The following is a 14,819-nucleotide window of genomic DNA, read 5'->3' on the forward strand; positions in this document are numbered from 1 at the left end:
CCCCTATCTAATCGTTACGTCACCATCAGAAGCAGTGACCTGCAGGCGATTTGACACGGTATCGTTTTGAGCAAGCGTGCCGCCACTGTCATTGGACTGATTGAACAAACGATTGTCGCCGTCGCTGACCGATGTCGAGTAGCCATCCGCTTTCGTATTCAATGCTTCCACGTCGCCATCCTTGGCTGTAATCGTGTAGCCATTGGCAATCGTGATGTCGTTAAAATGAACGTCGCCATCCTGAGTACTGAGACTGCCGCCATCCAAGGCAACGGAATTCATTGTAATATCTGAATCAGCCGTCTGAAGCAGCGTCTTGGTTAAAGCAGAATCGTTAACGGCAAGATCATTGTCGTTAAGATGCAGCTGGCCATTGTTGATCGTTACGCCATTAAAAGCAGTATCCGTATCGTTGAGTCGGAAGTCAGCCTGCTCAATTTCCAGATTGTCCAGACTTACCTGACTGGCATCATTGACCCGCAAGTCATATTTTTCGATCTTCATCTTGGCAGCCGGTTCTTGAATAACCTTGCCATCATTAACCCGCAGCGCCAAATGCTTGAGATTTACGTTCTCTGGTACCGTAATCGTCAGTTTGTCGTTTGCCGCGCCATGATAAAAGCCAGTTGAAGAAAAACTGAAGCCATTAAAGCTAAAGCCATGCTTGCGACTCTTAGAATTGATGATTACCGTGCCGTTTTTCTTTTCAATGGTTGGCTGATTGCTCTTTTCACCGGCATACTTAACAGAAAAGGTATTGCCAGATTTGACAACGACATTCATATCGCTTACGTCTGCCTTAATCCGCTCAGCCTTGGCATAGGTTCGAGTCTGCGTTGTCTTGGCCTTTGATACCACGTGCGGAGTCAAGCCATCAAAGATTACTGCCCGCTGACCATGCATTCCAATGCCAAACGCCAGCACAACAGCACCAATCAACGTGATAACCAGGCCGCTTACGATGGTCTTTTTCATTTTGCCGCCTCCTTTTTGATGTACTTGTAATAGACGTGCTGAACGAGGCGCGTGCATGCCTTAACGATCCAGACAGAGCATCCCCAGACGAGTGGAATGACGATCAGCAGCAGTCCTAATCCGATCAAGCCAATCCCTAGGTAGAAAAGTCCTGTCCCCAGGTTGGTAAACAAAAGACTCAGACCGGTAAAAATAGCCGCCGCCGTTAGGAAGATGCCACCCCCGGCAAGCGATATGACTACCACCACGCCACTAAAGACGACTGCAAAGATGGCAATCAGCACGCTAAGCAGGATCAAGCCGATAATCAGAGTTGCTGGAGTGGCCAATAGTGCAAGAATGATCAGCCACGTCGTCTTGATCTTGGTTTTTGAGACGACCCGCTGATCTTCAGCCTCTTCTTTGATGGAGTGATCAGCAAGTATCTTTAATGCAAGCTGACGCGGCGTTCCCAGTTCCTGTTCAATTTCTGCTTTGGTATCAATGCCGGCATCTGCCAGATACTCACTGTAAAATTCAACGATGTCATCAATCTCATCATCTGGCAGCTTGCGAAGGTAACGTCTTAACATCTGCATGTACTTTGCAGTTTCAGAAGTCATGTGTCTGTTCCTCCTTTACAGGATATTTGCTGGCCTCAAAAATCGAATCGAGGCTTTCCTTATAGTCTTTCCATACCTGCTTAACGCGTGCCAGATGTGATTCACCAGAAGACGTAATGCGATAATAGCGGCGATTGCGTCCATGATATGGCTGATCATACGTTTCAACGAACTGATCTCTTTTTAGCCGGCGCAGCACCGGATAAAGAGTGGATTCTGAAATCGTAATCGCTTTTTGCATGTCTTGAGTCAGCGCGTAGCCGTAGTAATCTTTACGTTCAAGCAGCGCCAGCACCAAGCCATCCAAAAGATCAGCTGAAACTTGAATTTTCATCTCTCGTTTCGCCTCTTTCAGTTTTATTTTATAATATTATACCGTATATAATATATCGAGGTAAATAGGTAATGTTGAAATTTCAATCAGCTGATTGCCAATTTTCCTGATAACATTTGCTCTTTTACCGTTTAGTCCACTGCCATCTTAGGAATCATTAAGCATTGAATAATATCACGTGATTACCATTTTTCGCTTAAAATAGCTACCGTTTCCTTCTGCTTCACCGACCATAGAACCAAGCTTCACGGTCAGCTGAAAATCAAATCATTCGCCCCACAGACATTGCGATGTACTCAATCATCTCTGCTTAGTAATCGATCTTGCCAAAATCTAATAACCAACTCTATTTTAACAAGATGTTTGCTTGCAGTTTTTGCGACTATCCGATGACTGACTCGATAATCGTAATTCAATTTCGATATTCATCATTTGTTTCTTTGACCAACAAGTTAATTTAATGATCAACGCTTGATTCTAAACGTTCAGGCATCTTTTGCCCTGATTGGACAGCTGACTTTGTGAAGGAAATTAGCTGCTAGTCCTAAAATTACCTACTATTCTTTAATTTTTTACTGGATGTAGGTAACTGTATATTCGATCGGTCTGACTTTACCTACTTCTAAAGCCTTTTTCCGAAATAGTAGGTAAACATCAGTAAAAATGCATATTTAGAAGCTGATTGGGCCAGACCGACTTTGTGAATTACCTACTATTACGCTTTTTTCGTCAAATAGTAGGTAGTGTTAGGCACCCCTAACTCGATATACATTGACTTTTACCTACTTATACATCGATTTTTAGAAAAAGTAGGTAATGATATTTTTATCATATGTTATTATGCAGAATTTTTTGAATAAATCACGGTTGCCAACGATCTTGCAGTGTCGAATTTCTTGCATTCCTTGATATCCATTGTTTTAGCAGAACTAAGACCGTTAGCTAAGCGATGTAAAAACGGAACTAAGATTTCACCGACTTTTGCTTCATCAAAGAGAGCTGCCTTCAGCCATAAACCGCGAATTTTAAGACACATGCCATTCTCAACTATAAACAGCAAGTCTTGAAACGCGCTCAACCGTAAATAGCAAGCTACTAAAAAATGGGACCCCAGTCGTTTGACAAGGAGTCCCATTTTAATTTTCACCAAACTGATTTGTACCCTTAACCGAAAATTCTGTGACCTTAGCAACAACAGCTGGATAATCGCAGCCATATTTTTCTCAAGCCAACTTCTGCACGTTCACGGATGTAAAGCACCGATCAGCTTAACGTGACGCACTCAGCAAATGCCAGACTTAGCGTGGATCATGAATGCGCCATCTGCAATAATTCTTTAGCATGCTCGCGGCTCAGCTTGGTAATCTCTTCACCTGAGATCATCCGAGCCAATTCATTAATTCGTTCTTCGGGATGCAGAATCGTAACGTGCGTCGTCGTACGATTGTTCTGCACGGTTTTTTGAATCAGAAAATGATGCTGAGCAACGGCGGCAACCTGCGGCAGATGCGTAATGCACAAAACCTGTGAATGCTGGGCAATCAGCTTGATCTTATCGGCAATGGCCTGGGCAACGCGACCGCTGACCCCCGTATCGACCTCATCAAAAATAATTGAGGTAACGCCCTCATGCTGCGCAAAAATTGTCTTTAAGGCCAGCATGACCCGCGAAAGCTCCCCGCCAGAGGCAATCTTTACCAATGGCCCCATGCTTTCGCCAGGGTTGGTTTGAATATAGAACTCAACATTGTCAATCCCATCCGGATAAAAGGTCATTGACTCATTTTGATGAAACTTAACCTCAAAGACGGCTTTGTCCATGTAGAGTTCTTTTAGCTGCTGATGAACCTGACCATTAAGCTGATGGGCGGCTTTTTGACGAACCTGGCTCAACTCACCGCCCAGTTTCTGCAGCTCGCCAGTCACTGCGGCCAGCTGCTGCTTGAGCTCATCATCTGAATCGGCGGTCTGTTCCATCGTTGACAGTTCCTTATGAATCTTTTCATAGTATGCCAAGACGTCTTCAACCGTATCGCCATACTTGCGTTCCAAGTCACCAATGATGGTCAGCCGCTCATTGATCTGTTCCAGACGGCCGTCATCAAATTCGAGCATGTCTAACTGACGACTGGCGGCATTGGCAGCATCCTGAAGCGAATAGTAGGCATCCCCCAGTGACTTGCTCAACTCATCATAGGCCGAATCAAACGGTGCGATTTCTTGAGCCTCATTCATTGCCTGGGCAACCTGATCAAGAACCGGCGCCTCACCTTCATTTAAGACCCCGACGACCAGCTGCAGGGCATTGTTGATCTGTTGAAAATGCTCTAAACGATCACGCTCGCTGGTCAGCTCATCTTCTTCATTGGCATGCAGATCGGCAGCACTGATCTCTTTAACCTGGTAGCGCAGCATGTCCAGACGCTGGGCCCACTGCTGCGAGTCAGCCTGCTTGCGGCTCAGCGTTGTCTTTAATTTGGCATAGCGCTGATAGGCCTCTTGATATTTGGACAACAGCGGCTTAACCTGGTCGGCGGCAAACTGATCGAGCATGTGCAGATGGTTTTCTGGCTGCATCAACTGCTGATGATCGTTTTGCCCTTGAATATCAACCAGATGAGCACCGATTCTGCGCAGCGTGGCAGTATTGATCAGCGCGCCATTGACCCGAATCACGTTGCGGCCATTGCGGTGAATCTCGCGTGAAATGATCAGCGTGCCATCATCACGTTCAATCCCCAGATCATCCAGTAATGCAAAAAAGCGCTGATCATCCGGCAATGTGAACTGGCCCTGCAGATGGAGCTTTTCTTCGCCATGCCGAATAAACTCCTGTGAGCCGCGATTGCCAGCCAATAAACCCACGGCATCGATAATAATGGACTTGCCGGCCCCGGTCTCACCAGTCAAAACCGTCATCTGATCGCTAAAATCCAGCGTTAAATGCTCGATAATCGCTAAATTATCAATTGTCAGTTCCTGTAGCATAGCCGATCACCCAGTCTAGCGCAGTGCCTGCAGCGTACGTTCAAATTCAACGGCGGCCCCGGCAGAGTGACAGACGATCAAAACCGTGGCATCATCGCCAATCGCGGTAAACACCGTGGGATATTTCATCTGATTGATCAGCATGGCGGCTACCGGACCGTTGCCTGGCCGCATTGACAAGGATACAAAACGATCGCTGCGCTTCATTTCCTGCAGCTCATTACCCATCACGTTTGCCAGCCGTTCTTCTTTATTGTCCTGACGCCGGGCTGGCAGGCTGTAGTGATAGCCGCCGCCTACGCTTGGCACCTTGAGCAGCTGCATATCTTTGATGTCGCGTGAAATCGTAGCCTGCGTGACGCGTATGCCGGATTTGGCCAGCAGCTTGACCAGATCTTCTTGACGTTCGACGTATTGATTGGAAATAATTTCTTGAATGTGTCGCTGACGTTCTGATTTTTTCATTGACAAAACCTCCAAAACTAATCCTGCTTGTTCAGTTCCGCATAAGCCGCGCTGATCGTTTGGTCGATGTCAACTTCTGGTGCGATGCGGCCTTCTCGATCAACCAGCTGCAGGTGCGCCAAAAATTCAATATTCCCTTGACCGCCTTTGATTGGCGAGAAATCCAAGCCCAAAACATCGAAATGATCAGCCGTCGCAAAGCCCAAAACATGCTGCAGCACTTCTTCATGCACCTTCCGATCACGAACGATGCCATGCTTGCCAACGTGCTCCTTGCCGGCTTCAAACTGCGGCTTGATCAGGGCCACGACTGAGCCGCCCATCTTCAGAATCTGAGCCAGTGGCGGCAGAATCAAGCTCAAGGAAATAAACGATACGTCAATCGAGGCAAACTCCGGCTGACCATGCGTAAAATCAGCCAGCTTGCTGTAGCGGAAGTTGGTCTGCTCCATTACCACGACGCGCGGATCGTCCCGCAGCTGCCAAACCAGTTGATTGGTACCAACATCTAAGGCATAGCTGAGCTTGGCGCCGTTTTGCAGCATCACGTCGGTAAAGCCGCCGGTCGAGCTGCCAATGTCCAGTACCACTTTATCTTTAACCGAGATGTCAAATACCTTGAGTGCCTTGGCCAGTTTCAGACCACCCCGGCTGACGTACGGCATCTTCTTGCCCTTCATATGCAGCGTTGTCGTAACGGGAATCTTTTGGCCTGGCTTATCAAGGCGCTCATTGTTCTTGCCTAGGATCTCGCCAGCCATTACGGCACGCTTGGCTTGTTCTCTAGAATCGAACAGGCCCTGCTTGACTAGTAAAATATCAACGCGTTCTTTTTCAATCATAATCTCGTCCTATAGTTTAAAGTATGCCAAAAATTGATCAAAGCCAGCCATTGATCGCCCTGTCAGTTCTGCCAGCTGCTGCTGAGCCGCTTTGGCCTGACTAAGGGCTTTTTGCAGCTGTTCTTTAGCGCCATCAAGCCCCAACAGTCCTGGATAGGTGTTTTTGTGCTCAGCAGCATCTTTTTGAGTTGCCTTGCCCATCTGTTCTGGCGTAGCTACTACGTCCATGATGTCGTCATAGATCTGAAAGGCCAGGCCAAACTGCGCGCCAAACGTTCCTAAAAGGTCAATGACTGCAGCCGGCTGCTCTGTGATCATACCGCCTGCCTGAACCGCGTATTTGAGCAGCGCCCCCGTTTTTTGGCGATGCAGATACTGCAGTTCGTTTAACTTCAGATGTTGGCCCTCGCCCTCAATATCGCGTGCCTGTCCAGCAACCATACCGCTGGGACCGGCAGCCTTAGCCAGAGCCAGCGTTAAATTCGCCCGAACGTCAACCGGCAGCTGATTATCCGTCAGCCATTGAAAAGCCAGCGTCAGCAAGCCATCACCAGCCAGCGTCGCCATCCCCGCGCCAAACTTGACGTGATTGGTTGGCTCGCCCCGCCGCAGATCGTCATTGTCCATCGCTGGCAGATCATCATGAATCAGCGAGTAGGTATGCAGCAGCTCTAAGGCACAGGCAGCCCGCAGCGCATTCTGGTCGATCTTTTTGCCCAGCATCTCAATCGTTGCCAATGTCAGTGCCGGCCGCAAGCGTTTGCCGCCCGCCTCAACCGAGTAGCACATTGATTCTTTTAAAGTCGGCTGGTCGATGTCCATTGGCAGAGCCTGGTCCAGATAGGCATCGATTCGTGTTTTAAGTTCCGTTATCGTGCTGACCATTTGCTCATTCCTTTCATTAATCTCAAGCTAGAAAAGATCAACGTTATCGTCCTGACCGTCTTCAAATCCCTGGCCGCTAAACTGCGAACGGTATCCCTGGTGTCCTGAGCCATCATCGTTGCGGCTGTCGGTTGGATCCTCGACTTCCTTGCCATCGTCTTTCATCAGATGGGCAACGGTGGCCTCAGCGTTTTGCAGCTGTTTTTGCAGACCGTTTGCCAATTCCATACCGGTTTTGAATTCGTTCAATGATTCTTCCAAAGACAGATTACCCTGCTGCAGCTCGTTGACGATTTGCTGCAGCTGACTCATCTGTTCTTCAAAGCTGGGTTGTTTTGCCATTTTTTACCTCTTATTGATTTTTTTGATTACTGCTTCAGCCGTACCATCACTAAAATGCAGCGCCACTTGATCATCGGGCTGCAGCTGATCGGTGCTGGCAACGACCTTATTATCTTCTTTAGTCACATAGCTGTAGCCGCGTGCCATCACTTTTAGCGGACTCAGTGAATCCAGCTGACTGAGCAGGCTTTTGAACCGATCGCCTGCCGACAGCAGCTGCTTATCCATGGCATGAACCATTGCCTGCTGCAGTTGCGTAAGCTGTTGTCGATTCTGCTGCAGTCGATTGGCCGGCGCATTCAATAAAAGCGAATCCAACAAGCGCTGCCAGTCGTGGCTGGTTTGAGAAAGGCGCCACTGCATGGACTGCTGCAGCTTTTCGGTCAGCTGATCAACATGCTGCTGTTCGCCTTCATACAGACGAGCGGGTTGAGAAAACACATAGCTGCTGGTCAAGACCTGCAGCTGCTGCTGAGCCTGCTGCAGTTGGTTCTGAATCGTATTCGCCATCTGCGTGCGGGCCCGCTGCAGTTCAGTCAGAATGTCCAGCAAATGCAGCTGGGTCGCCATTTCTGCCGCCAGTCCCGGTACCTGAGCCCGATAATCGGCCGCCAGATCACAGATGGTCGTATCAGTTTCATGACCAACCCCTGAGATTACGGGAATCGGGCTGGCCGCTACTGCTCGCGCCACGATTTCTGAGTTGAACGGCATCAGATCTTCTTCTGAACCGCCACCCCGCGCTACGATCAGCGTATCAAACGTGCCATTGATGCCAGCGCGCTGTATCTGGCGGGCCAGATCCTCAGCGGCACGCTCGCCTTGTACCTGCGCTGGATAAAAAACCACTTGAGCCAAGGGATTGTTGTTGCGGATCCGCGTAATCATATCATGCTTAACGGCCCCGTCATTGCTGGTCACAATCGCAATCCGCTTAGGGAAACGATTCAGCGGCCGCGGATTTTGCGCATGCGAAAATACCCCGCTGGCCTTCAATTTTTTATAGGTTTCCTGAAATGCCAGCTGGGCTGCACTGACGCCAACCGGCAGCAGGCGATTGACATAAAACTGATAGCGGCCGTTTCTTTCATAGACCGTTACTTTGCCGCCCAAGATAACCTCCATGCCGTTTTCTGGTGTGAAGTCGACTTTTTCCCAGTCGCTGCCAAACATGACGGCATCGATCACGGCCTGCTGATCTTCCGGTGCGTCATCATCTTTAAGCGAAAAATACTGATGACGTGCTCTTTGCTTAAAGTTGGTCAGCTTGCCAACGATCCAAAGATTTTTTTGCAGATAAGGATCAAAATCAAATTTGCGTTTGATATAGCGAGTCAGTTGATTAACCGTCAGGCAATCCTTTTTATCCATTAATTTCCGCGCTCCATTCTGCCAAATCAACCGTTTGTTCCATTAAAGAGGCGATCGTCATTGGACCAACCCCACCTGGAACGGGCGTAATCATTCCCGCGACCTCCTTGACTGATTCAAAGTCAACATCGCCAACGATCGTGCCATCATCCAGCCGATTGATGCCGACATCGATCACCGTGGCTCCCGGCTTAACGGCATCAGCCTTGATCAGATTAGGCACGCCGGCTGCGACGACCAGAATATCGGCTTCGCGCGTTCGCTTGGCTAGATCCTTGGTGCGCCGTCCGGTAATCGTTACCGTGGCATCCTCATTGATCAGCAGCGCCTGCAGCGGCCGACTGACCAGCGTACTGCGGCCAACGATCACAACGTCCTGGCTGGCCAACGGAACGTGGTAATGGCGCAGCATCGTCATAATCCCCCGCGGCGTGCAGGCAACTGGATAGTTACCCTGAACGTTGTTATAGAGCTTACCGACATTGATGGGATGAAAACCATCAACGTCTTTGAGCGGGTCAATCAGATTAACGATTGCCGTATCGTCAAGATGATTAGGCAGCGGCTCTTGAACCAAAATCGCGTGAATCGATGGATCGCTGTTTAAATGCTCAACTGCCTGTACCAGTTCAGCTTGCGTGGTTGAGGCCGGCAATTGTTCTCGTACCGACTTCATCCCCAGACTGTGCGCCTTTTTTTCCTTGCTGCGCGTGTAGATCTGGCTGGCTGGATCATCGCCAACCAAAATCGTTGCAATCCCCGGCGTAACGCCTTTTTCCTTTAGCTTCTCAATACGCTGCTTAGTGTGGGCGTTGACTTCTTTAGCCAATGCCCGACCGTCGATCAATGTTGCCACTAGAATCTCTCCTTATCAGACTGCATAAAAATTGCATATGTTTATATTCTAGCATTAAAGCCGCAACAAAAAAACTCATCCCCGCTTTGGAGATGAGTTTTTTGATTAATTTTGTTCACTTTCAATGCTGCCTAAAACACCATTGATAAAGCGGTATGACTTTTCATCGCTGAAGTCGTGTGCCAAGCGTAAGGCTTCGTTAATTGCCACGGCATTTGGTACCTGCGTGTATTCCAGCTCGTACAATGCCAAGCGCAGAATTACCAGATCAGGGCGAGCCAAGCGTGACAAGGTCCAGCCTGGCGCCAGCTTGGATTCGATCTGTGCGTCCAGTTCATCTTGGTGAGCCAAAACGCCATTGACCAGCTCTGGCAAGTAGGCCGGTGCTTCTTCATCAGGCTTGAGCCCCAAGCGTTCTGCGTAGATTGCCTCGCGATCGATTTCCGGATCCGAAGCCAATGCAAAAAGCGTTTGAAAGGCGCATTCACGGATCGCATGACGACTAATTTCCACTATTCTTCACCATCTTTGTTTTCGTGTTCCCCAAAAATATCATTGGGGTCAACCTGCTGCTCTTCTTTTTCCGTGATAACGCCCTGTACGTGAACGTTGACTTCCTTAACGCTCAGATCAGTCATCAGCGTAACCTGCTGCTTGATTTTATCTTGAATCTCAGCAGCAACCTTAGGAACGGAAACGCCATATTCCAAGTAAACGTCGACATCAATCGACAGTTCGTCATCACTGTTGGAAAGCTTAACGCCGCGACGATGGTCAGAACGCCCCAGTAATTCACTGACGCTGTTGGCAATCGAGCCATGCATGCGTGAAACGCCCTCAATTTGACCAGCGGCAATCCCTGCAATGATTTCTAAGACACGTGGAGCGATTTGAATCGTACCCAACGATTGATCTTCGCTGTTTAAGATAATGTTGGAATCTTCTGCCATTTGTCAGCCCTCCAGTTTTTTCGTCATTAAGACATCCTTTTAATTATGCACTATTCCGCCAAAATTGGCAACCATGCTAGCTTAGCGCGGTCAGTGCGAATTCGTCAATTACTTTTACATCATGATTGTACCAATCGTGAATTACCAAGTCCAATTGATTGACGACAAAGCTGCCAAATCGCAGTTGGTCCATCTTGGCCAAGTCAAAAAGCAGCCCGTCTGGATCGTTCAGCGGCGCTTTAAAACGGGCAATCGTGACATGACCTGATGCTGTCTGATAACGCTCAGCAAGCGGTAATTCTTTAGCCAGCTTTAAGCGCAGCGCCTCTCGCAGCTCAAACAGCTCATCAGAATAATATCCCGCTGCCAAAATACCGCTGGGACTGGCAATCAAGCCTTGCAGCGTGACTGAAAACGGGCGGCAATTCGCCAGCAGTTCTTTGATGCTGTTTTGATAGGCCGCCAAAACAGCCGGTGCCAGCGAAAAATCAGCTCGTGCTCCGATCAGATCCAAAACGGTCAGATGCAGATCGGCCAATGGATAACAGTAGAGATTGGGATTGGCGATTCGCAGCTTCTGCTGAGCATAGCCGATGTTTCTGCCGACATGAACCGGCAGCCGAGCAAGCAGCGTCAAGCCACGCCGCGGATCTGCCTTAACTTGACATAGATAAGGATCAGTAAACTGATTTTTTAAGATGGCTGCTTTGCCTTTTTGATCAATTGACTTATATAAACCGTCTAGCTCTTTTTTCATATTAATATTTAACGATTTCCAGCTCGGTTGGCGCCGTCGTCAGTACTTCAACTCCGCCATGCGTTACCAAAATATCGTCTTCAATGCGCACCCCGCCGATTTCTGGAATATAGATACCCGGCTCCACGGTAATGACCTGGTTGTTTTGTACGATCACATCGCTGGCATTGGGACCATAGCTGCTGGGCAGTTCGTGAACGCTCAAGCCAATGCCGTGACCCATGCCATGATTGAACTCATCGCCATAGCCAGCAGTTTCGATGATCTGGCGGCCGGCAGCATCCAACTGATCACCGTGGATTCCGACCCTGGCAGCTTCAATCACGGCTTGACGGGCCTCATTGACGATTTTATAGACGTCCTTTAGCTCTGGATCAATGTCGCCAATTCCAAACGTCCGCGTCATGTCTGCCGTATAGCCTTCAACAAAGTAGCCAAAGTCCAGCGTAACGATATCGCCATTCTCAATCACCTTGTCACCAGCGGTTGCGTGCGGCATGGCAGCGTTGGCACCACTGGCACAGATGGTCGGAAACGAGGCGGACTCGGCACCATGCTCCTTCATCCAAAAATCAAGCCGGTTGGCAACCTGTCTTTCCGTCATTCCTGGTTCAATAAAACTCAAGACGTATTCATAGCCAGCCGACTGTAAACGAGCAGCCAAGCGGATTTTTTCAATCTCATCTGGGTCCTTGATTGCCCGCATCGACTCAATCAGCCCATCAAAAGGTACAATATCGGCAGTCATAATTTCATCTAAGACGTCATAGATCCGGTAGTCAATCGTGTTTTCAAACCCGACGACCTCAATCTGCATGCCTTGACAAATCTGATTTAAAGCTCCCCAATAGTCCCGCGTGATCGTAGCCACGACCTCATCGCTGTCAAATTCCTGCAGCTCAGTAGCATAGCGATCGTCGGTAATCAAAATGGCGGCATCCTTGGTAATCAAAAGCTCGCCATCCCCCTGCATCAAGTCAAAGCCGGTAAGATAGAAAATATTTGCCTCATTGGTAACCATAAACGCGTCAATATATAAAGCATCAAACTTTTTCCGCAGCCGTTCAATTCGTGAAGCCATATTCAACAACCTTTCTTTTCATCATTTATCAATCATTATTTTAAGCCATTAAGTCGTCAACAGATGAACGAATGGACGTACTGACAGTTCATAAAAACGCTCATCTGAAAGCTGGTGCCGCTCATTTTCCAAAAAGCGGCTGGTCCAAAACTGACCGATGTTGAGCCACATAAAATTCAGTGCAATCTGCTCCGGATTCACGTCTGCCCGAATCAGGCCGCGCTTTTGCATCTGCTCAAGATATCGCGTGATCTGTTCTTGAATACTGTTTTTGGTCTGATGCGCCGCGGCATGCAGTTTCTGCTTTTGTACTGGGTCCTTGACCGTACTCATCAGCATTACCATTACATGCTGCTTGGGCCATTGCTTTCGAAAACATTTTGAAAAACTAATCAGATCGGTTTCCAGATCCCAAACCGGCTCAAAATCAGCTATGATGTCCATCAAGCTCTTGCGATACCTAACGATCAATCTCGTTGCCAAGCCAAACTTATCGCCAAAATGACGAAAGATCGTGCTTTCATTAACGCCAGCGGTCTGGGCCAGCTGTACGGTCGTCGTTGCGCTGTAGCCTTGCTGTTCAACCAACTGAGCAAACGCCTGCATGATTTTTTCATCGGTGGCTGACTTTTTTTTCATTGGCCCATCTCCTTTCCTGCTTAATTTTACTACATTGCAAGTATTTACTTGCAATGTTTTTTGAGTATAATAACTTCTAGATTAATTTCTGTTAATTTTAAATTAACTGCTACAATTTTAGAAGGTGAAAAGTTTGGTAAAAACCATTTATTATACCGAACCAACTGATGACGTAGTTCAAAGCGCGCATCAAGACTTTCAGCTGCCTGATGATTTTTGCTGGCTGCGCACTAAACCGGCTGAACGCTGCTGGTCTTTGATGGTACGCGGCAGTGCCAAAGCATTTGCCTATCTATATACTTATGGATATCGACAAACTCGAATCATCGGCCTGGAAAAGCTGAGACCCTACCAAAAACAGGGATACTTTGTCTATGGCAACCATACGCAGCCGATCAACGACGTATTCATGCCGTTTTTAGTCGGTCAAGCCCGGCATTTCTACGCGCTGGCGGCTCCAGCCAACTGGGGGATTCCCGTGATCGGCCCGCTGCTTTCTTTTGGTGGCGCGCTGCCGGTTGGCAATTCGCTTCACCAAACTGCGCAGCTCTTAAAAGCCGTCCAGAAAGTCGTTCAGCATCAAGGACATGTCTTCATCTATCCTGAAGCTCACGTCTGGCCGGCCTATACTGAGATCCGCCCTTTTCCCGACACCAGTTTTCGCTTTCCAGTCAAAACGCAAAGCCCGGCATTTTGCATGACGACGACCTATCAAAAGCCGCGTTTTGGGAAAAAGCCGCGGCTAACCGTTTTTATTGATGGACCGTTCATCCCTGCTAAAAACCAATCAGCTAAAAAACAGCAGGTCTGGCTGCACGATCAGATTCAAGCCGCAATGAACCAGCGCGCCCGCTGCAGCAGCTATGAATCCATCAAATACGTTCAAGAAAGAGGATGAAACCGTGAATATTTTATTTTGTGGCGATCACCGCGCCGAAGATGGCGTCTTGATCGTTACGCTTTCTCTGCTTCACCATGTCAAAGAGCCGTTAAACATCTACGTTCTTACCATGAAGACGGCTACTGAAACCCGCCGATACGAGCCGTTCAGCCAAAAAGCCGCCGATCTTTTGACCCAGCAGCTTCAGTCCTATAATCCACAAAATACGCTGCATCTAATCGACTGCACTGAATTATTCAATGAATCGCAGCCGTCAGCCAACATGAATTCCCGCTTTACGCCCTATTCCATGCTGCGTCTTTATGTCGACTTGATTCCCGATATGCCAGATCGCCTGCTTTATCTAGACAATGACGTTATCTGTCGTGAGCCTTTTGATGACTTTTACTATCAAGACCTGACTGGCGTGCAGGTCGTCGGCGTACTGGATCACTATGGCAAATGGTTCTTCCACCATCAAATGCGTATGGCCGACTATATCAATTCAGGAATTCTGCTTTTGAATCTGCCAGAGATCAAGGAAACCAATCTATTCGTCAAGGCGCGCCGCATGATTGCCACGCGCCATATGTTCATGCCGGATCAAGCCGCGATCAATCGCCTTTCGCACGCCAAAAAGATCGCGCCGCGGCGGTTCAATGATCAAAGGCGGCTTCATCACGACACCGTTTTTCAGCATTTTACCACCAGTTTCCGTTTCTTCCCGTGGTTCCATATTCTGACCGTTAAGCCATGGCAGATCAGCAACGTTCATAAAGATCTGCGGCTGCATGAATATGATGGTCTGTTGGAAGAATATCGGCAGCTTAAATCGGAACTATAAGGAAGGTC

The 14,819-nt window shown here is 48.4% G+C and carries 18 protein-coding genes; 2 read left to right on the forward strand and 16 right to left on the reverse strand.

The genetic code is table 11. The features are described 5' to 3' along the window. Window positions 1-3: 3 nt before the first annotated feature. The 16 genes from ABC765_RS07630 to ABC765_RS07705 all read right to left on the reverse strand — a co-directional run bounded on the left by ABC765_RS07630 (window position 4) and on the right by ABC765_RS07705 (window position 13,087). On the reverse strand, window positions 4-975 hold the full coding sequence (locus ABC765_RS07630) for a DUF4097 family beta strand repeat-containing protein (RefSeq protein WP_347980111.1): 972 nt from the start codon (window positions 973-975) through the stop codon (window positions 4-6). Next, window positions 972-1,577, reverse strand: coding sequence for an HAAS domain-containing protein (locus ABC765_RS07635; RefSeq protein WP_347953541.1), 606 nt, complete (start codon window positions 1,575-1,577; stop codon window positions 972-974). The genes ABC765_RS07630 and ABC765_RS07635 overlap by 4 nt, the downstream gene beginning before the upstream one ends. Continuing rightward, on the reverse strand, window positions 1,567-1,911 hold the full coding sequence (locus ABC765_RS07640; protein WP_347980112.1) for a PadR family transcriptional regulator: 345 nt from the start codon (window positions 1,909-1,911) through the stop codon (window positions 1,567-1,569). Before ABC765_RS07640 ends, ABC765_RS07635 begins: the two co-directional genes overlap by 11 nt. A gap of 838 nt (window positions 1,912-2,749) precedes the next feature. Next, a complete protein-coding gene (locus ABC765_RS07645; protein WP_347980113.1) occupies window positions 2,750-3,127 on the reverse strand; it encodes a hypothetical protein in 378 nt (125 codons plus the stop codon). A 92-nt stretch (window positions 3,128-3,219) separates the two neighbouring features. Next, complete coding sequence (gene recN / locus ABC765_RS07650) at window positions 3,220-4,899, reverse strand: DNA repair protein RecN (RefSeq protein ID WP_347980114.1); 1,680 nt, start codon at window positions 4,897-4,899, stop codon at window positions 3,220-3,222. Between the two features lie 15 nt (window positions 4,900-4,914). Then, window positions 4,915-5,364 (reverse strand): arginine repressor, encoded by a 450-nt coding sequence (locus ABC765_RS07655; RefSeq protein ID WP_006499584.1) that lies wholly within the window; start codon window positions 5,362-5,364, stop codon window positions 4,915-4,917. 17 nt (window positions 5,365-5,381) lie between these two features. Next, window positions 5,382-6,203 (reverse strand): TlyA family RNA methyltransferase, encoded by an 822-nt coding sequence (locus ABC765_RS07660; protein WP_033935204.1) that lies wholly within the window; start codon window positions 6,201-6,203, stop codon window positions 5,382-5,384. A gap of 12 nt (window positions 6,204-6,215) precedes the next feature. Next, the gene (locus tag ABC765_RS07665; RefSeq protein ID WP_347980115.1) at window positions 6,216-7,091 is read right to left on the reverse strand and encodes a polyprenyl synthetase family protein; all 876 of its coding nucleotides are present in this window, start codon (window positions 7,089-7,091) and stop codon (window positions 6,216-6,218) included. A 27-nt stretch (window positions 7,092-7,118) separates the two neighbouring features. Continuing rightward, entirely contained in the window at window positions 7,119-7,433 is a 315-nt protein-coding gene (locus ABC765_RS07670) for an exodeoxyribonuclease VII small subunit (protein WP_074504620.1), read from the reverse strand. A 3-nt stretch (window positions 7,434-7,436) separates the two neighbouring features. Further along, window positions 7,437-8,804 (reverse strand): exodeoxyribonuclease VII large subunit, encoded by a 1,368-nt coding sequence (gene xseA, locus ABC765_RS07675; RefSeq protein ID WP_347980116.1) that lies wholly within the window; start codon window positions 8,802-8,804, stop codon window positions 7,437-7,439. After that, window positions 8,797-9,660 (reverse strand): bifunctional methylenetetrahydrofolate dehydrogenase/methenyltetrahydrofolate cyclohydrolase, encoded by an 864-nt coding sequence (locus ABC765_RS07680; RefSeq protein WP_006499579.1) that lies wholly within the window; start codon window positions 9,658-9,660, stop codon window positions 8,797-8,799. The genes xseA and ABC765_RS07680 overlap by 8 nt, the downstream gene beginning before the upstream one ends. A 105-nt stretch (window positions 9,661-9,765) precedes the next feature. After that, window positions 9,766-10,173 carry a transcription antitermination factor NusB gene (gene nusB, locus ABC765_RS07685; protein ID WP_347980117.1) on the reverse strand — a complete coding sequence of 136 codons (408 nt, stop codon included), beginning with the start codon at window positions 10,171-10,173 and terminating at the stop codon, window positions 9,766-9,768. Next, window positions 10,173-10,610: an Asp23/Gls24 family envelope stress response protein gene (locus ABC765_RS07690; protein WP_006499577.1), complete on the reverse strand. Its 438-nt coding sequence runs from the start codon at window positions 10,608-10,610 to the stop codon at window positions 10,173-10,175. Before ABC765_RS07690 ends, nusB begins: the two co-directional genes overlap by 1 nt. Window positions 10,611-10,686: 76 nt before the next feature. Further along, window positions 10,687-11,367, reverse strand: coding sequence for a 2'-5' RNA ligase family protein (locus ABC765_RS07695; RefSeq protein ID WP_347980118.1), 681 nt, complete (start codon window positions 11,365-11,367; stop codon window positions 10,687-10,689). Window position 11,368: 1 nt separating this feature from the next. Continuing rightward, window positions 11,369-12,448, reverse strand: coding sequence for a Xaa-Pro peptidase family protein (locus ABC765_RS07700; RefSeq protein ID WP_347980119.1), 1,080 nt, complete (start codon window positions 12,446-12,448; stop codon window positions 11,369-11,371). Window positions 12,449-12,496: 48 nt separating this feature from the next. Beyond that, complete coding sequence (locus ABC765_RS07705; RefSeq protein WP_347980120.1) at window positions 12,497-13,087, reverse strand: TetR/AcrR family transcriptional regulator; 591 nt, start codon at window positions 13,085-13,087, stop codon at window positions 12,497-12,499. Between the two features lie 124 nt (window positions 13,088-13,211). Between ABC765_RS07705 and ABC765_RS07710 the strand changes: the two genes are divergently transcribed. Further along, a complete protein-coding gene (locus ABC765_RS07710) occupies window positions 13,212-13,985 on the forward strand; it encodes a 1-acyl-sn-glycerol-3-phosphate acyltransferase (RefSeq protein ID WP_347980121.1) in 774 nt (257 codons plus the stop codon). After that, window positions 13,951-14,811, forward strand: coding sequence for a glycosyltransferase (locus ABC765_RS07715; protein WP_347980122.1), 861 nt, complete (start codon window positions 13,951-13,953; stop codon window positions 14,809-14,811). Before ABC765_RS07710 ends, ABC765_RS07715 begins: the two co-directional genes overlap by 35 nt. Window positions 14,812-14,819: the final 8 nt, after the last annotated feature.

The sequence above is a fragment of the Limosilactobacillus sp. WILCCON 0051 genome, from assembly GCF_039955095.1.
GTDB classification, from domain to species: Bacteria; Bacillota; Bacilli; order Lactobacillales; family Lactobacillaceae; genus Limosilactobacillus; species Limosilactobacillus allomucosae.